Below are 18694 nucleotides of genomic sequence, written 5' to 3' on the forward strand. Positions count from 1 at the left end.
AGCTGTTGTTGAAGGATTGAACAACAAGATACGTACTGCATTCAAGCGTTCATATGGGTTCAAGGCACATGAATACATGGATACGATCATATATCTGGTGGCAGGAGGATTGAGGTTACCCCCAGAATGTTAAAGAGATCCATATAAAGACTCTAACTTCAATTTTGAAAGATTATGGTGGTGAGGAGAGATGCCCATACAGAGCCAGATATCCAAGAACCAGTGCGAACACAGTACCTATTCCAAGTATTATCCACTCTATGTAATATATCATCTTCTTTGTATCATTATCGGGCTTGAGGTACATGATGGGTCCAAGCAGTGCACCAACACCGTCGAATATGAACACTCCCATAGCCATGAGGAAATTATCGTAGGCAGGTTCCAGATTCAGCTTCCATATACTGTATGCACCGTCAAGTACATATATTCCAAAAACAGATAGCATCAATGGAAATATCCCGGCCTTCACATTTTCCTGTTCCCTGTACCCCATCAAAGCAGCTATTAATAGCAGAAGACCAAACATGAGCAGAGGGTCACCAAAGAGAATGTTGTATGCGTAGGCATATGGTGCATTCATGGGCCAGAAGAATGACATGTAGAAACCACTGATAAAATCAAATAAACCAATTCCCATAGCAGGTATAACAAGAGCCTTAATCTGATCGTACTGCTTTCTGGCTGCAAAGAAGAAATAAAAAGCTCCAATTGCAGTTCCCATCGCCAGTCCGATAAGCATTATGGCCAACGGATCTATAAAAACGTAAGTCATTTTTTCAACTTTTCAAATTATAAATTATTTATGCATATTTAGATAGAAAGCCTCAGATATAAGTCATTATTTGCCTTAAAAATCACAACATTTGAAAAACTGTGAAAAAATATGCAAAAATTACCTTTTAAGCGAAGCCGTTCTTTATGCAACTACTGCAGTATTTCCCGTTGGCTGGATTCCCACAATTCTGACATTTCTGAATTACCACGGATTCCCTTTGAATGTTATCCTGCAATTTCTCTAAAAAACCCTCAATGGCAAGTTTTGTCCCGGGTTTTTCCTCTTCCAGTTCATTAATCAGTTCCCTTGCACGGTTTCTCTGGGCTTTCATTGCGTACGGACACCAGTTCGCATCGTGCTCTATGCCAGCGAGAATAGCGTAGAGCTTGACCTCCTTTTCGTATATTTTTCTCATGGGGGTTATTCGGGGCACCAAGCCATCCACGATTCTTATGTGCGGCGCCATCCTGGCCATTCTTTCAAAGTCTCCCCTGATCACATTCATCATTATGCTCTGTGCATAGTCGTCAAGATTGATCCCAAGAGCAACATAATCCGCATTCAGCTCCAGGGACATTCTGTTCATCAGATCTCTTCTCATGGGTCCACAGTAAGAACATGGTGATCCTTCCATTTTCCTATTCTCTGCCACAATCTGATCCAGTTCTTTTCCAAAGGCTTCCCTGAACGATACTGTCACGTGTTTTATATTCAAATCCGAACACAGTTTTTTTGCCGATTCAAGACCTGAGCTTCGATATCCCTTGATTCCTTCATCTATGGTGAATGCCTCAAGATTCACATCCCTCCTCATGTGAAGTGTTTTGTGGAGGAGATATAGAAGAACTGAGCTATCCTTTCCTCCCGATATGGCCACTGATATGGTTGTACCATTCCTTCCAAATTTCACCTCCCGTCTCAGTTCCTGTCTGAACCTTTTCTCTACATTTTCCATAAAATGCATTTTACACAGGAAATTCTTACCTGTTTTGTTCTCATACACAGCCTTCTTTCCACAAATGCTACAGTTCATTCTCTACCCTTATATATTGATCAACCTGGGCCCTGGCCTCTTCCCTCTTCTCCTTGAGATCCCTTAACATTGAGGCCATTCTGTCTGCTGCCTCTCTCTTGCATTCTCCGCACATTCTTTTCCCTGATATGCAGTCCTCTGCAATTCCATTGAGATCCCGGTCATCGCTGGAGAGATGGTATAGATAGAGTTCAAAGATAGGGCAGGAATATGGATTTCCACCAAGTTTCTTCTGTTCCTCTATAGACTCTCTACCGCCAGTCACGCCTCTCATTATCTTTTTCTCTGCAACCTTTGGATCTTCATTCAGGGAAATGGTTGATTCTGGCACGGATTTACTCATCTTTCCGCCCCTGATACCCGTTTCAAGTCTCATTATGACAGATGAGGGTGCTATGGTGGAAAATCTGTTTATTTTTCTCTCTGCAATGGCAAGGTCCTGCATGAGGTTAAAAAGATCCACATCTTCTCCTTCCGCTTTGATGATTCTGTACTTTGGGTTTTTGTATATTTTATCTGCCCTGTTATTTTGAAGAATTTTTTCAGCCATTTTCATTGATTCAGTGGGGTCATCATTGCCTCCAATACTGATCTCGATGCCTTTTTCAGTGCTGAGTCTGAATATATTCATTCTACCTGATATGTCTCTAGTAAGCCTGATATGAGGGTCCTGGTCTGCGCCCACAGGAACTATTGTTGGTGCAGGACCACCATATATCTGAGGGCTCATTATATCCGATGCCTGTATTAAGGGAGATTCTATTTCAAGCATTCTTTTTGAATCTTCAAAGCCATAAATGGCCTTCATTTCTGACATATTTACTTCCTTAGAAAGTACATATGAAAATCTCTGGACCTTTGCACTTTCGGACTGAAAATAAAAATTACAGGGTTTGAGACCCAGGGCAATATAATTCAGCAGGAAATTTTCAATGGCCAGTTCTTTCGCCCTTTCAAGTGAAATACCTCTTGTTGCGTAGGATTCCAGATCCGCCACTGCTATATGGACATCCGCGCCTTTTGTCTGGAAATATATGATGAGATCTATGACAGTTTTGTTCCCTATGTGCATATCCCCAGAAGGCATCAGCCCTGTCATTGCATAGAATTTGTTTCCTCTTTTAATTGACTCAGAAATGTATTGAAAGTCCCTGTGTCCTATTATAAGATTTCGTCTGGCAAATATATTGTTGTCCATGGAAAAATTGAACTCAGGAATTCCAAACTCCTTCCTCATTCTTTCATAATCTTCTATCTGGGAAGAACCCCAGGGATTTACCTCGTTCATTTTAAATTACCTCAAATAGCCAAGATTCTTTGCCACAATTCTTCCGGCAACTATATCTTCCAGACCTATGCCCATGGTCTTGAATATTGTCCTTTCACCCTTCATCTTGCCGCCTGTCATGAAATCCTTCACTTCAACGATCCTATTCTTATCATTCACACTCTCAATCTCGGCAGATTCATTCATGGCCTGTTCCATGTGCTCAACAACAATCAGGTCTGCCATATTCATCACTTCAGGAGTTGCCTCTGCTCTGTTTTTCAGATTGGCACCCACTAAATTGAGATGAAATTTTTCCGGCATGGCATCCTTCCGGAGAAATGGAATCTGTGAGTTTGTGACAGTGGATATTATTTGAAAATCCTTTAAGTTTGATATATTCTTCAGCACCATTATTTTAATTCCCAGCTTACTTGACATATAGTTGGCAAATTTTGTTGCATGGCCGGTATTTTTTGAAAACACACCTGCCTCTTCAAGTTTAAGGGTAGTCGCCATGGCCTCCAGCTGAGTTTCCGCCTGGAAACCGCTTCCTATAAGAAGGAAATTACCCTCCGGTCTTATGCGCTTGGTCACAACCGCAGGAAGTGCACCCGTTCGCATCTGCCCAAGTCTGTCGGCTTCAATAACAAAGAAATTATCCGGATCTTTCTCTTGAAACAATATTACAACGAATTTTACCCCATTTCTCCCAGCAATGTATGTCTTCAGGCCAGATAGTCCGTACCTTTTCCAGTGGGCAGGCATGGTATTCAGGAAGGATTCACCAGTGTAGATCCTGTTCCTCGCACTTGAGAAGGCATCACCCCTGCCATAATCCACAAGGGCCATCTCAAGTTCATTCACAAGTTCTTCCATTGGAAGATTCTCCTTAACCTCGTTCTCCGTTATGTATATCATCCAAAATACCTCTATTCCATATTTTCCCTTACAATTTCAGCAATATCCTTTATTTTGATATCCTTTTCAGCATCCATTGTCCTTGATGCATCTTCGAGCATGGCTGTACAGAATGGGCATGCGACTGCCAGGGTCTCGGCCTTTGTGTCCAATGCCTGCTTCATCCTTATTTTACTTATTGACTCCTGTTTTTCCACCTTATACCAGTAGTTTCCTCCTCCACCACCGCAACAGAAGCTCTTTTCCCTGCTCTTCTCCATCTCCCTTAGATTGGCTGTGCTTTCGAGGATGAGTCTTGTATTGTCAAATTCCCCGTTTATCCTCCCAAGATAACATGGATCGTGAAGAGTAACTGTCTGTTCTGTCTTCTTCACCTTAATCTTCTCATCCTTCAGCAACTCTTCAATAACCTGGGAATGATGAACCACCTCAGCTTTGAGCCCAAATTTGGGGTACTCATTCCTAAAGGTATTCATGCAGTGTGGACACGAAGTGATTATCTTCTTCACACCGTATTGATTAAAAGTTTCAATATTTTGAAGTAAAAGTTCCTGGAATCGACCTTCCTCACCCATCCTCCTTGCAGTCTCTCCATTGCATTTTTCTTCAGAGCCAAGAAGTCCAAAGGAGACTCCGCCCTTTTTAAGTATATCTATCACATCCCTCGCTGTTTTGTTGTACCTAGGATCAAAGGCACCCATGCAGCCAACCCAGTATATGGTATCAACGCCTTCTGAAATCTTTGGGGCATATTCAAGCATCTTATCTCTGTCTGCGTTTGAGCCTCCGAAGGGATTCTGAGTGTTTCCAAGGTTGTTCAGGTATGTTGATGTTTCCTTTGAGAGTTTATTGTCCATAACAAGTGTTCTTCTTGCCTCCAGGTTATAGGATTGAGGGTCTATGAGCACAGGGCACTCTTCAACGCAGGCCTGGCATGTTGTGCATGACCATGCGGCATTTTCCGAAAGTACTGTACCTATTATTGGTGCATCCCCATTCCAGAGTGCCCTCTGAATATTCTGCACCACAACTCTTGGATCAAGATCTGTACCTGAGGCCACTGCAGGACATGCTCTTTCACATCTGCCGCAGTCTGTACAAGCAATAGCATCTGTTCTCTGGAAGTATGATAAATCAACCACATTTCTGGCTCCAACTTTGAAGTCAAAATTGCCAGATTCTATGGCCTCCGACAGAATAAATGGAGTTGTCATCTCACCCCTTTTCTTCTGGGGGTGTACACCTATTCCAATGGCAGAATAGAACATGTGGGAAAGCTTTGAAAATGGAAGATAGGCCGCCAAAGCAAAGGCAGTCAGAACGTGAACCATCCACAGGGAGCGATAAAACTCGATTCCGAAAGTTCCACTTATTCCCAATGGTGCATATATATAACTTAGGGGCCATTCCACAAAACGATAAATATCAAAGCTCTGTCTGTCAAGTGATATTTTCAGAGCACCAAGGAAAAACCCTTCAAGTGCAAGAATGAGAAAAGTTGTAATGAGAATGAAATCCTGGGTTATGGTGTCCAGCGGAACCTTTTTTCTGAGCCTGCGCCACATGGCCATTACAAGACCAAGCACGAGCATTAATCCACCAATATTGGCCCAAACTTCAAAATTAAGGTAAAAATCACCAACAAGTATTCCGTATCCAACCGTATTTTTCAATATGTCATGGGATAGAAATATCAGGGATGTACATATGAAAAGGATAAGCGTCCCGTAAAAAATCATGAGGTGCATGAAACCTGCATATCTGTTCTTTATGTTCTTTCTGTGAAGGGCACCATAATTCAATATCTGGGCTATAAATCTTCTAAGATTCTTTAAAAGATATTTCACAGCAGGGACAAAAGTAATCCCTGCCTTCCTGTACCTTCGATAGAATTCAACCAGTACAAAGGCAAGCACCACAAAGGAAAGTACATAATCTGCAATGAGCTCGCTTTCCGGAATAAATACAAGAGTTGGACTTGTAATAACAGTCGTCATTATGCAAGCTTATTTATGCTATTTATTTAACCATGTCTAAGGTGGTGTTTCCTATTTTAACAAAATTCCTTATTCATTCTCATTAAGGCTTTTATGGGAAGGTTATCTATCAGATTGTGGAGAAATCCTATGAATTAGATGGAATTCACGTATATCTGGAAATTTGTGAAGGAGTATATGAACCATCTGAGGATACATTTTTGCTTGCCAAAACTGTCAAGGCCAGTGGTAGAAATATTGAAATCGGTTCAGGTTCTGGATTTATCAGCATCTATCTTGCAAAAATTGGTTATGAAATTGAGTGTACTGATATAAATGAAAAGGCAGTGGAATGCATAATAAGGAATCAAAAAAGGAATGGTGTAAAATTTCCATGCAAAAGAAGTGATCTCTTCAGTGATATTTCCGGAATCTATGATACCATAATTTTCAATCCACCCTATCTGCCAACCAGTGACAGGATAAATGGATCCGAACAGTGGGATGGTGGGGATGACGGTTTTCATGTTATCAGAAAATTTCTTCTGGAATCTGAGAAACATCTATCAGAGAATGGAAGCATTTTTATCATCCTGTCAAGTTTAACAAACATAGATATGCTGATGAGCGAATTTGAAAAATATTCATTCACATTCAAAGTTATGGGAGAGGAGCATTTTTTCTTCGAAACTATTTATTCATATGAGTTAAAGAGGAGTGGTTAAGGTTTAAAAAATTAGAAATCTCCGAAACTTTGTGGAAGACTATTTTACATTCAGCACTCTGAGTATAAAGGCACTCCTCACAGCATCAATGAGTTCATCTGGGTTCGGATTCAAAAATGGATAGAAAAGAGGCACTGGAAGATTTTCCACATACAGTTCCTGAGGAATAAATTTCTTTCTGTTCATTATCATCCCCTCCCAATTTTCATAGGAATCAGAAGATTTCAGACTTTTCGTGATTTCCATCATCATCTCCGAAGCTTTTGGTATATCTTCCAGGCAGTACGCCTTTAGCATTGAAATTTGATAAAATACTTCTATACTGTGTATAAATCCTCTGTCATTGTAATCATCTATTATTTGAATTGCCTGAAGGAATTGTCTGTGGGCAATTCGTATCATTATGTCTGTGATAACCATGGGATAAAGGTATGGCTCTATCTTTCTGGCTTCATCCATCTCTTCTCTTCCGTCCTGGCCCAGCGCAAAATTCTGAATTATGGCACGGAGCTGATGAATGGAAGCCCTATTTGGCTCAATCTTTTCCCATTTCTGTAAAATGATATCTGCCTTTTCTGCGGTTTCGTAAGAAGCCTCACTGGTGTTCATAAGAAGAACCGCCTTTATGAGGCCGTTTAACCAGTTTTCTTTTATTTCAATGGATTTATCAATATAGGGTACTCCCTCATCGGGATCGCCCTCTAAAAAGGTCGATATTGCCCTGAACATAAAAAGAACAGAATCTCCGTTCTTTGATTTTATGCAAGCATCCAGATAATCACTTTTCAAGACATAATCCATTATTTCCCCAGGTATCTGGTGATCCTCCCTGTCCATCAGTTCAGTTAAAAGGGGTATCCAATCACCAGTGTAAAGAACAGGCACTTTATAGTTTTCAAGATGGAGTAATGATAAGAAGAAATTCATTCTTCGCTCATCCGAAGAGCCTATTAAGAATTCAGTTAGTAAGGGAAAGAATTCAGAGGTGTCTCCCCTTTTTTTCAAAATTTCATAATAAAGCATAAATATGGAATAATCAGAAACTTCTTCATTTCCACCCTTTTTCAGCAAATCATTTATGAGATTGTATGAGGTATTCAGGTCGCCTGTCCCCATATAGGCATTAATAATAAAATAAAGCACATTGAGATTGTTATTTCTATTTCCGGAAATTATCTTTTCCACATCTCTCACATTCTCCAAATTTCCCTTAATTGAATTTATGAACAGTGAGACAAGGAGTGCATCCCTGTTATATGGATCACTTTTAATCGCCCTACTTATGAGAGCATATGCCTCATCGTACCAGTTATTTTTATTCTCATATACCTTTGAGGCAGAACTCAAAATAAATAGTTTACTCATCTCCGAGTCATCTTTCTGTGCAAGCCTAAGTCCCTCTTCTACATATTCAGAGATTTCTCCAAACTTGTTATTATTAAAGAGGCAGGTTGCTTTTATTCTGTAAATTGATGGAGACTTTGTTCCATATTTAATTGCCCTTTCTGCATATTCTTCGGCATTCTGAAGAATTCCCAGTTTGAACAGGGTCTGTGCGTATAATTCAAGAAAAGATACTTCCTTTGGATGTTTCAAAATTGCAGCATCAAGATATCCAAAAGCCTCCTCATATTTCTTTGCAGAGATCAAGTCTTCTGCTTCTTGGAGTATTTTATCACTATTCATATTGCCAAAGTCTGCCATTATTTAATATTTTTTCTTATAAAGAAAATAATTATATTTTGTTATAAATCAAAATAGAAATCAGATTCTGAACCTTCTAAATTTAGATTTTGAAAGTTTATTCTTTGCCAAAAATAATTCTGAATAATTGGGCAAACAGGGAAATCCCAATCCGCCCTCTGGGCAGTTAATTGATTCTCTATAAATGAAACATAATTGCATAAAACATTTTCAAGAAAGTGTTATCCCTCCGTCAATAACAACAGTTTCTCCAGTAATGAATGAAGAATCATCTGATATCAAAAAACCTACCAGCTTTGCAATATCCTCAGGCGTACCAATTCTCTTCATTGGCGTGCGAGCAAGAATCCCATTGAGAACTTTTTCATTGGATAGATTTTTACTTGTCATATTGGTTTTTACAAAACCTGGAGCTACTGCATTCACTCTTATATCTGGTGCAAGTGTTAAGGCCATTGATCTGGTCGCATGAATGAGCCCTGCCTTTGAAGCTTCGTAAGAAATGCTTGTGGCTCCCACTCTTAACCCGGCTGCAGAGGCAATATTAACCACTGAAGATGGTCTGTCCATAACCTTAAGAAGTTTTTTTAACAGGAGAACGGGAGCTCTGAGGTTTACATTGCACACTGCATCCCAGTCATCATCCTCAACAGTTGCAGCATTCCCTGGTCTTCCTATACCCGCATTGTTAACTATTCCGGAAAGGCGAATACCTTTATTGATGATTTCTTCAGACAATCTTCCTGGGCCGTCCAAACGTGAAAGATCAGAAGAGACAAGTTCTATTCCAATCCCTGACTTTATCAACTGCTGTTCAAGGGATTTAGCATCTCTAGAATTATTATTATAATGAAGCAATAAATTGAAGCCTTTCCTTGCGAGTTCAAATGAAATTGCACTACCGAGCCCACCTGTGGAACCTGTAACTAGAACGTAATTTTTATCCATCTTTTATGAATGATACTCCATACTATAATTTTTCTGAGAATATAATCAGGATGAATCGCTTGTGAAAATGTGTTTTCACTCTTGCAGATTCTTAAATTAGTGTGCTCTTTTGAGTATTCTGAAAATTAAAATTAGTTTTATTTTAAGATTTGCAGGATGGTAATGATACCATAAGAATACAAGTTCCCATTTATTGGAGTATAAGATAAGAATATCCGTGAAGGAAAACAATTCTTATCCTTCAAAGAAGATGTATCCTTTGAAGTTTTTTCTCATATTGAATCACCAAGTATGCCTATGAGGTTAAAAGACGCAAGAATAATATTTGGTTTCGTAGCCTTGAGGGATTTACGTGCATCACATTGTGCTAACTGATGTTGTAAGGAAATGATATGAGACTATACTCTGTTTTCTGCTAAAAGATAATCATCATTACAATGCACTGGTTGACAATGTATGACCCTGCTTTCCAGCCATTAAAAGGTGGAAATGATCTAATTTGTATTGAAAGGATATGAAGAAGCATCAAAAGCCTATTTTTTGCATTACATCAATGATTATAAACAGGTGAGTAAAACTGATAGATATTTGCAATTTCCTTTTCGACCTGAAACAGACTTTTCTAAGAAAAGCACAAAAGTATGAACAGTTTTCAAATCAAGAAATCTTGGGCCGGAAGTATACAAAGACAAAAAACAGCTAGGAAGTTAGAGGATCATACAGAAAAAAAGCAGATAAATAGGAAGTACAATTCATGGGGCTGCCCGGATTTGGACCGGGGTCTCAGGCTCCCAAAGCCCGTAGGATACCAAGCTACCCCACAGCCCCTGCACATCGGAAATATAAATTGAAATAAAAACTTACTCATACGCGTTGATTTAATTCTTTGCAATGCTCAAAAAAAATTTAGTGAAAACTTCACAAATTAATGTAAAATCAGAAGAATGATCAGTTAAAATATTACTCAGGGACATATTTCTTTAACAAAAGTTTATTACAATAGATCAAAATAAGAAAAAATGTATGAAACAACAATGACTGGGAGTTTCTTCAGAACAGAAAAAATAGGGGAACTTTTGAAGAGTTCCAAAACCGGAGAGATTGATGATAGTTATGAAAATGTTATTCGATCAGCTGAATCTCTTGCAATATCCGACCAGCTTCATCCCCTTGGATCTGAAACAGGCCTTACATGGGTAAGCAACGGAGAGCAAAGGAAATCTGGTTATACAACTTATATACCAAACAGGTTCAGTGGTTTTTCAAAGGAAAAGAGAATATCACAGAGATTTTCTGAGCAATTTTACCGGGAGTTGATGGAAGCAAATCCATACATGGGCAAGGCAATACAGGATTCAAGGGTTTTTGATCTACCGGCAATCGAGGAAAGGCTGGTGTATACTGGAGAAAGGCAGTCAAAGAAGGAGGCAGAAGACGCAAGAAAACTGTCAAAGGAACTGGGTGCAAAGAGAATATTTATACCTGCCCCTTCACCAGGAGTCATAACAGTATTCTATCCACCTGGAGAGGCATACCACGATCACGAAGATTATCTCTTTGATCTTTCAAAAGAATTGGCTAAAGAATATAGGTCTATATTATCAGTTGATGGTGTAGACCTCCAGATAGATGCCCCTGATCTTGCAATGGCAAAGAGCCTTGGCATAGACTGGACAGAAAATTTCTACGACGTTTTACCAAAGCACATAGAAGCAATTAATGAAGCAATCAAGGGATTGCCATCTGAAAGAATAAGGGTTCATTACTGCTATGGAAATTATTCTGCATCTCACCTTACAGATCCAGATTATTCCAAGGTATTACCAGAAGTTTTGAAACTTAAGGCGGGAACAATTGTAGGGGAGATGGCAAATCCAAGGCACTCAGGTGATCCACTTATTATCAGGAAGCATGTTAAGGAATATGGATGGCCAAAAGGTTTGAGGTTTGCTGTTGGTGTGATAGATGTTAAATCCCCCTTCGTTGAAACTCCTGAAAGCGTAAGTCAGAAGCTACATAATGTTTCAGATATTGACGAAATTGGTGAGGAGAGAGTACTTGGCGGAACGGACTGTGGTTTTGAAACATTTTCAGGAATGGGTGGAGTACCAAAAAGCATTGCTCTGCAGAAATTGAAATCTTTGGCGGAAGGTGCCAGACTGGAATATTAACTCTACCATACCCCAAGCCCAATTTTCAGTCCATTTTATTATTTCATTTTTGGATTTAATTCGAATTATGATTTTAAGATTAATTCTGGAAATTATTATGACTGCCTGATATTCATATTAATTTCCCAGAGAAAGTAATATTATGCATTCAATGAATTAAATGATAATCCTTGGGTTTTCAAAACTCATTTTCCTATGATATCCCCTTTACATAAGCCTGGCAATGATTTAATTTGTCCAAAAATGATAGAATCTTAAGTGATAAACCTTTTTTCAATTAAATATATACCCTATTGTGAGCGATGTAGGTTTGTATAATCGGGGGTTCAATTTTCTTCTCATATCAAGGGCCGCAAGAAGTGTTGCCCTGAGTTTTTCTGCTATCTCTTATCCACTTTATCTTAGTCTCATTGGATTTAGCAACGTTGATGTTGGTATCATGGCTTTCTTTGTAATCTTATTCACAATATTGCAGACAATTTTACTTGGAGCTTTGGGGGACAGAGTTGGCTATAGGGCAACTCTATTCATAGGTGAGATATTTCCACTGATATCCCTCACTTCCCTGTTCTTTGTCAAATCCGGTCCGCTTATCTATATTTCTGTCATAGGGGGAATAGGGGGTGGACCCGGTGGAATGAGGGGTGCATTTTCCCCGGGAACCACTGCCATTGTAGCCAAGAACTGGCAAGACCCTTCGTCAAGAATTAACCGACTGGGCCTTATAACATCTGTAGGAGCATTCTTCTCAACCTTTGGAGGGATTCTTGTTATAATGAGGCAGTATGTGGAATTTCTCTACGGTTCAGCGGGTTCATACCGTTTTCTTTTCGGTGTAAGTGCAATACTTGTTTTCATCTCCCTAATATCAATCATTCTTGTGAGTGAAAGGAAAGTTGCACCTGTAAAAAAGAAGAAATTAATCACGTCAGGATCAAGAAAGCATCTTGGCAAGGTAATGCTTGCCAATGCATTCAATGGTGCGGGTATTGGTCTTTCAATGCCCATAATTTCCCTGTGGTTTAAGGTCATGTATCCCTATGCAAACAGCACAGAAATTGGAATCCTGTTCACCCTGTCATACATTTCTACTGGCATTGGATCATTTCTTGCCTCCAGGATAAATATGAGAGGCGAAAGAGCCGGAAAAATTGGGGCTTATGGTAGAATGCTTCAGGGTTTTCTGATGATCCCACTGGCATCCTCCCCATTTCTGTGGATTGCGGGAACAATATATGTGGTCAGAATGGGCATAGCAGGATTCGGCACACCTTCAAGAAGTTCAATCAACGTGGGTGGTCTGAAGGAGGGAGATTATGGAGCAGGATCAGGTTTTCAGGCCAGTGCTGCCAGAGTAGCCCAGACCACATCCGGCTCATCCGGATACCTTATGGATGTCTACACTCCATTACCTGAATTTCTGGGTGGCCTGGTACAGTTCGGTGCGGGTATTATATATTATCTCATCTTTGTGTCCAGATCTGTCAAGACATCAATGAAGGTTGATGCCTCTACGGATTCAGGGAATAAGCAGATAAAATAATAACCTTTCGCACATCCTGATATTATGAAGGCATTCGAGGAATTTGAAATAGGTGGGTGCAGGTTAAAAAACAGATTTGTGATGGCGCCAATGATCTCAAATCTGGCAGATAGGGACGGCTCAACAAACGAGATACATACATCATATCTCACAGAGAGGGCAATGGGAGGTTTTTCCCTTATAATCACAGAATATTCATTTGTGCCTTCCAGGGCGAGCAGAGGTTCCAGACATCAATTATCCTTTTCAAGGCCAGAACAGATTGGAAAATTCAAAAGGCTCGCAGAGAGAATCCACGGAAATGATTCTAAGATATTCGCCCAACTGGTTCATGCGGGAGGGAAGGCCATTGTTGATGATGGAGAAATGGCCCTGGCCCCCTCTCCAGTATCTTATAACGGCAGGATGCCAAAGGAGCTGGACGAATCAGAAATGGAAGAAATAAGAGAGGCTTTTGTGACTTCAGCGAAGATTGTGGAGGCATCGAACTTCGACGGAATAGAATTACACGGGGCCCATGGATATCTGCTCCAGGAATTTATGTCTCCAGCACTAAATTTGAGAAAGGACAGATACGGGGGCAGTATAGAAAATATGTTGAGATTTCCACAGGAAATAATTGATTCAATACGGGAAGAGGTATCAATACCAGTTGGAATAAGACTGAGTCTTTATGAGGATGATCCAGACGGTTATCTTCCAGAGCATGGAATGAAAATCGCTGAGAATCTTAGGAATATAGATTACGTACATTTTTCATCCGGAAGGAATGCTCCACCTGGTTCTTCAGCATCCTACTATTCAACGCACAACCATATAATAAAGAGAATTAAGGGTAGCCTTAAGGTACCAGTCATAGGTGTTGGATCAATCACATCCATAAGGGATGTGGAAGAGGCTTTAAATACAGTTGATCTTGTAGCACTTGGCAGAGCCGCTTTGGCCGATCCTTTCTTTCCAGTCAATGCACTAAGGGGAAAGGAACCAAGACCATGCATAAGATGCAACCAGGCCTGCAGAGATCTGGCCAATGGACAAGTTAGATGCACTGTGAATCCAATCACGGGAAACGAAACCTCAGATGTTCCAATTCACGGAGAAGGTCATGTAAGGATTGCTGGTGGTGGAGTGGCAGGAATGGAGGCAGCTATTTATCTTGCAAGAATGGGTTTTAAGGTCACTATATACGAGAAGTCTGGGAAACTTGGTGGTCAGTTAAATGAAATATCTGATCCTCATAAGAGTGGTGACTTTTTGAAATTACTCTCATTCTATGAGGAAAGAATAAGGGACCTTTCCGTTGAGGTTATTCTGAATACCGAGGTAAGAAAGGACCAGGTTGACCTCTACTTGATCCCTGAACGCATATATGAAAATATTCAGGCAGAAAAGGAGGTATATGTGGATTCCAATATATACAAGCATCTGGATCAGGCAATTGCAATTGCCTCCACATCCAGGGTCTACATGACTGAGCGATCTCTTGATTCAATAGACCGCCACAGAAGAATGGAATATATGAAAATGGCATCAGACCTGGGTATAGAATTTGTAAAGAAACCCGATTCAAGGTTTAAAAAGACCTACTATGAGAAAAGGCAATATGACCTCTATCAGGCCATATCACGGGGACTTTGGAACGCAAGAGCCTATGCAAAGTACAGGATAAACATCAGTCCAGGTGTTCCCCAATAACCCTTCTCTCTCTTCTTCTTTTTACCTGTTCTATCTCCTCAAGTTCATCATCGGTCAGGGTTACGCTCTCCTGTTCTATCTCCTGGATGCATTCTGGGGGTATTTCCATTGTGAGAAAAACTTCTTTGGAAGCCCTGTATATTGGCTTTTCAGCCCTATCCATTTTTGCCTTATTTATACCTATTATTAGGGGATTATCCACGTGGAATCTACCTGAGACGTATGCCTTTCTGAAGGTTGACGACATGTGAATATATGTTTTATCGGAAGGGCTTATTCCAGTTTCCCTTATGAGCTCATATTCCTCAGGAGTTGTCTGATAATACAATATATCTGGTACCTCAGAAGTTGGAAGGTCGGAAAGATCAACAGGAATTGTATGGTCGTAAGTTGCCCTTATTTCCTTTTTATCATTCACCTGGTACCTGCCTTTCTCGTCTGTTAGACCCAGAGATTCAATGTGCAAAGGAGTGAGCCATCCGTATCTTCTCCTTTGGGCCTTTATTGCGGGAACTATGGAATAGATCTTCCCATAACCGTGGGAATCAAGCCTTATACCATAGTTTTCAGGAAAATGCCTCAGCATTCCTGCCAGAATTCTACCAATTGCCCACACCTCGTCAGGGAACATGAGCCTTCTTCCGGGTTCCCCGCATATGGGGCACTTGAGACCCCTGAAGGGGCCGTCAATATTGCATATCCTGAGTTCTTTTTCCTCATTCATTGTTTATTCCCTCCAAGATAATCAGCAACATCATCAGATACGTTCATTGTGCTGTAATCAGTCATTATTGTATCCGTCACAGAAAGTCCATCTGCAACCTTACTTATCTTTTGAGCCGCTCCATTCACAAATAGTCCGTGTGTAGCTGCCACAAATATTTTTTTAGCGCCAGCATTCTTCAAAATTTCAACTGATCTTAGAATGGTACCGCCAGTGGAAATAATATCATCAACAAGCAGTAAATTTTTCCCCTTCACATCGATATCCTGTTTCTCATACTCCACAGTTGTTGAATTTATCCTCTTCTTATGGAGATAGGTACTTGGGACCTTAAGCTCAGCAGAAACAATCTCAGCTCTTTTCAGTGCACCATCATCAGGCGCAATAACCATGTCGATACCGTGTCCTCTGTGTGACTTTGCTATTGTTTTAGCGGCCTTAAAATCATAACACTCCTTATCCGTATATTTGAATGAAGCCTCATCGTGGATATCCACAGTGACGATTCTATCAACTGAGTTCGAAATGGCACGCATCAGAACCTTGGAGGATATGGCCTCTCCTTCCTTGTATATGGTATGCTGTCTCGAATATCCAAAATATGGGATCACGATGGTAGTTCGTGATGGCTTTTGTTCTTCTATGGCATTGAGAAGTAGAAGTAGCTCCAAAATTTCCTCATCTGAACGAGTATTTCCAACCACAATTACATCCTGGCTCTGCAATTTCTCAGGCACCCTTACATACATCTCCCCATCTGGAAACCTTTTCTTTTCAACGTAACTTAAATGAAGCATTGACCTGGCTGCCATCTTTCCAGCAAAATCTGAGGTTTTTTGAGTAGAAACTATGTACATTATAATGGTGATATTTCAATTTTATATATAATCTGACATAGTTCCTATAGTTATGTAATGGCAGTTGCTATGAAAGATAGTATGATGTTTATCACAGTAAGATAGAAACCAAAGTAGAAGGTTGTGGTAATCCCGAGTTTGTTTTCAAGATCGTTGTTCCCAACGATGAAAAATATCACCGCCAGAAGACTGCCAACACCCGCAATGACCGAGAGCGCACGGATCTCACTTTTCCTCCTCTTCTCAAAACTTGCTATAAACGCTCCCAGTGAACCTGCAATTGCTATGGCAATTCCCCCAAGGGATATGAGAAAATAATCCACCAGATTATCCGATTTTTCATTCCACCAGAAAGTGGAATTGGAGTAATCCCTTGAATATATTGTTCTTGCACTGACACTGCTATGTTCAGATATTCCCCAGTAATAAGTGTCTATGTTGTATGACACCTTGAGCAATACGTTGCCATTTGAAATATTGTATTCAGATTCTGGCAAAATGATTGCAGAGATTGAAAGAGCCAGGACTATAACCATAAGTATTGCAACCAGTCCATTATTTTTCATTATCATATTAATTTATTATTATATTTAACTCTTTACCTATTATCATAACCACAAAATTCAATGCAATTTTAGAAATATAACTTCTTTTCCATTGTACGCTTTTCCAATGGTTGCATTAATTTCAAAATCTTCTCTTCCAAAATCATTATCCAAATTTTTTCCAGGTCAACTTAAAGAAATTAATTCATGGCATTTTTATCTCTTTTTTATCTTTTATTTAGAAACCGATCCATGGACTTCTTGCTCTCATCAGATGGAACGATGTCTATAAAGGTTCTCTCTTCCATCTCAAAGGATCCCATCAGATCATTCTGTGAAGACACTCTCATTGCCTCCTTAATTCCCTTAAGCAATCTCCCATCCCTTTCGCTTATATCCCTTATTATATTTTTATATCCAATATGGTTATCCACAACCTCCTGAATTATACCAAGTTCCAGAGCCCTCTGGGCATCAATTATTCTTCCAGTCAGGGAAAGATATAGGGCGTTGGAGTATCCTATATGCATTGGAAAAACTGAATTTCCCCCTGCCCCGGCATTAACACCTATTTTTATCTCAGGCTGTCCTATTTTTGCATCTATTGAAGCCACTCTAAAATCAGCCCATTGGGAAATTTCAAATCCTCCTCCCAGTGAAAAACCACTGAGAAAGAATGAAATGATTTTTCCGCTATTACGGATCATCAATACAAGATCCCTCATGTTTTTTCTAAAATCTATGGCATCTTCACGGTTCATATCACGAAGTTCATTTATGTCCGCACCCACAGAAAAATCAGGGCCCGAAGATCTCACTGAAATTAACTTCACCTCTGGATCATCATTAAATTCTCTGAAAATATTGACCATTTCCCTTATCATACTCAAATTAAGGGCATTGCGCTTTTCGATTCTGCTCAGGATGATTTCTCCAATCTTCCCATCCTTTTCTTTCTCTATAAGAGCCACTATTTCAGATATAAACTGAATTAGTTAAATCTATTGTTCCTTATATCTTCCTGACATTATGGTTGGAAAAGATCAATTCACTTATGCACTAAGGAAAATCAAATAGAAAATTCAATAAATATGCACAAACTGTTATGCTCAAAGATAATGGCAAATATTCTATGATCCACATTTTTCTTCAAAACTTCTTTCCGTTCTTTAATAAAATAAATAATGAAAATAAGGATATTTCAAATATAATGGATTGAAAATATCAATATGAAATGAGATGAGATTATTTTTAGATCATTTCTTTTAACTCACATTCCTACCTTAACTGTTACGGACATTGAAAAATTTATCTCATCGCCCTCATTGAGCCTGTACCTCTTACCCTTCTCTAGTTTTGTAACCTTTCCGCCGGAAATGAGCCATGTTCCGTTTTTACTCGTTTCTAGTTCTTCAATTTCAGCCCCATTGTTATCAACATATATTCTAATCTGCTCCCTTGAAATGTAATGGAGCTTTAATTCATCCTCCACCTTGCCTTCAAAATCAGCTCTCCCTATTGTCCTTGTTTCTGAAATGGGCAATTCACTTTTATTAGAAAAGATAAATCTTAATTTGGAGTTATCTCCGTCCATATATGTTAATCGGAACAAAACATAAAACAGTTTTCCATTATGACATATATACAAGGAATTAGAATCACTATTCGTGACTTTACATCTATTTTAATTTTGTAGACCTCCCAATATGATTTTCAGGCTGTTTTTCTAAACCACTATTGTGGGTGCACTACTATTTCAATACCTGATCAAGTTTCATGATCATTCCAATCTTCCTTCCCGTTTCTG

General features: G+C 39.6%; 16 protein-coding genes, 1 tRNA gene and 1 pseudogene. 5 read left to right on the forward strand and 13 right to left on the reverse strand.

From position 1 onward, the window contains the following. Positions 1–133: pseudogene (locus ACNF42_RS06920) on the forward strand (ISL3 family transposase); the annotation flags it as partial. Between the two features lie 39 nt (positions 134–172). Here the strand turns inward: ACNF42_RS06920 and ACNF42_RS06925 are convergent. The 5 genes from ACNF42_RS06925 to ACNF42_RS06945 all read right to left on the reverse strand — a co-directional run bounded on the left by ACNF42_RS06925 (position 173) and on the right by ACNF42_RS06945 (position 5996). Then, entirely contained in the window at positions 173–775 is a 603-nt protein-coding gene (locus tag ACNF42_RS06925) for a DUF981 family protein (protein WP_443340012.1), read from the reverse strand. A gap of 127 nt (positions 776–902) precedes the next feature. Further along, the gene (locus tag ACNF42_RS06930) at positions 903–1811 is read right to left on the reverse strand and encodes a TIGR00269 family protein (protein ID WP_443340013.1); all 909 of its coding nucleotides are present in this window, start codon (positions 1809–1811) and stop codon (positions 903–905) included. Then, entirely contained in the window at positions 1801–3099 is a 1299-nt protein-coding gene (locus ACNF42_RS06935) for a tryptophan--tRNA ligase (RefSeq protein ID WP_443340014.1), read from the reverse strand. The genes ACNF42_RS06930 and ACNF42_RS06935 overlap by 11 nt, the downstream gene beginning before the upstream one ends. Positions 3100–3105: 6 nt before the next feature. After that, the gene (locus ACNF42_RS06940; protein ID WP_443340015.1) at positions 3106–3999 is read right to left on the reverse strand and encodes a Rossmann-fold NAD(P)-binding domain-containing protein; all 894 of its coding nucleotides are present in this window, start codon (positions 3997–3999) and stop codon (positions 3106–3108) included. A gap of 11 nt (positions 4000–4010) precedes the next feature. After that, complete coding sequence (locus ACNF42_RS06945) at positions 4011–5996, reverse strand: heterodisulfide reductase-related iron-sulfur binding cluster (RefSeq protein ID WP_443340017.1); 1986 nt, start codon at positions 5994–5996, stop codon at positions 4011–4013. Between the two features lie 116 nt (positions 5997–6112). Here ACNF42_RS06945 and ACNF42_RS06950 point away from each other — a divergent pair, with 116 nt between their 5' ends. After that, positions 6113–6700 (forward strand): HemK2/MTQ2 family protein methyltransferase, encoded by a 588-nt coding sequence (locus ACNF42_RS06950; RefSeq protein ID WP_443340018.1) that lies wholly within the window; start codon positions 6113–6115, stop codon positions 6698–6700. 39 nt (positions 6701–6739) lie between these two features. Here the strand turns inward: ACNF42_RS06950 and ACNF42_RS06955 are convergent, their stop codons facing one another. The 3 genes from ACNF42_RS06955 to ACNF42_RS06965 form a co-directional block, all read right to left on the reverse strand. After that, positions 6740–8386 (reverse strand): UDP-N-acetylglucosamine--peptide N-acetylglucosaminyltransferase SPINDLY family protein, encoded by a 1647-nt coding sequence (locus tag ACNF42_RS06955; protein ID WP_443340019.1) that lies wholly within the window; start codon positions 8384–8386, stop codon positions 6740–6742. Between the two features lie 228 nt (positions 8387–8614). Then, positions 8615–9352 carry an SDR family NAD(P)-dependent oxidoreductase gene (locus ACNF42_RS06960; protein ID WP_443340020.1) on the reverse strand — a complete coding sequence of 246 codons (738 nt, stop codon included), beginning with the start codon at positions 9350–9352 and terminating at the stop codon, positions 8615–8617. A gap of 755 nt (positions 9353–10107) precedes the next feature. After that, positions 10108–10180: transfer RNA gene (locus ACNF42_RS06965), tRNA-Pro, on the reverse strand. Positions 10181–10371: 191 nt separating this feature from the next. On the opposite strand from ACNF42_RS06965, the gene ACNF42_RS06970 reads away from it, so the two are divergent. The 3 genes from ACNF42_RS06970 to ACNF42_RS06980 all read left to right on the forward strand — a co-directional run bounded on the left by ACNF42_RS06970 (position 10372) and on the right by ACNF42_RS06980 (position 14761). Then, entirely contained in the window at positions 10372–11523 is a 1152-nt protein-coding gene (locus ACNF42_RS06970; RefSeq protein ID WP_443340021.1) for a uroporphyrinogen decarboxylase/cobalamine-independent methonine synthase family protein, read from the forward strand. Positions 11524–11818: 295 nt separating this feature from the next. Continuing rightward, positions 11819–13066 carry an MFS transporter gene (locus ACNF42_RS06975; RefSeq protein WP_443340022.1) on the forward strand — a complete coding sequence of 416 codons (1248 nt, stop codon included), beginning with the start codon at positions 11819–11821 and terminating at the stop codon, positions 13064–13066. Between the two features lie 24 nt (positions 13067–13090). Next, positions 13091–14761 (forward strand): oxidoreductase, encoded by a 1671-nt coding sequence (locus ACNF42_RS06980; RefSeq protein ID WP_443340023.1) that lies wholly within the window; start codon positions 13091–13093, stop codon positions 14759–14761. Here ACNF42_RS06980 and ACNF42_RS06985 read toward each other — a convergent pair. The 5 genes from ACNF42_RS06985 to ACNF42_RS07005 form a co-directional block, all read right to left on the reverse strand. Continuing rightward, complete coding sequence (locus ACNF42_RS06985; protein WP_443340024.1) at positions 14739–15485, reverse strand: RNA 2'-phosphotransferase; 747 nt, start codon at positions 15483–15485, stop codon at positions 14739–14741. The two genes, ACNF42_RS06980 and ACNF42_RS06985, sit on opposite strands and share 23 nt — an antisense overlap. Next, positions 15482–16342: a ribose-phosphate diphosphokinase gene (locus ACNF42_RS06990; RefSeq protein ID WP_443340025.1), complete on the reverse strand. Its 861-nt coding sequence runs from the start codon at positions 16340–16342 to the stop codon at positions 15482–15484. The genes ACNF42_RS06985 and ACNF42_RS06990 overlap by 4 nt, the downstream gene beginning before the upstream one ends. A gap of 50 nt (positions 16343–16392) precedes the next feature. Then, on the reverse strand, positions 16393–16908 hold the full coding sequence (locus tag ACNF42_RS06995) for a hypothetical protein (RefSeq protein ID WP_443340026.1): 516 nt from the start codon (positions 16906–16908) through the stop codon (positions 16393–16395). A 206-nt stretch (positions 16909–17114) separates the two neighbouring features. Then, positions 17115–17858: an enoyl-CoA hydratase/isomerase family protein gene (locus ACNF42_RS07000; protein ID WP_443340027.1), complete on the reverse strand. Its 744-nt coding sequence runs from the start codon at positions 17856–17858 to the stop codon at positions 17115–17117. A 299-nt stretch (positions 17859–18157) separates the two neighbouring features. Continuing rightward, the gene (locus ACNF42_RS07005; protein WP_443340028.1) at positions 18158–18481 is read right to left on the reverse strand and encodes an FHA domain-containing protein; all 324 of its coding nucleotides are present in this window, start codon (positions 18479–18481) and stop codon (positions 18158–18160) included. Positions 18482–18694 lie beyond the last annotated feature (213 nt).

It is taken from the genome of Cuniculiplasma thermophilum (assembly GCF_052315355.1).
In the GTDB taxonomy this organism is placed as follows: domain Archaea; phylum Thermoplasmatota; class Thermoplasmata; order Thermoplasmatales; family Thermoplasmataceae; genus Cuniculiplasma.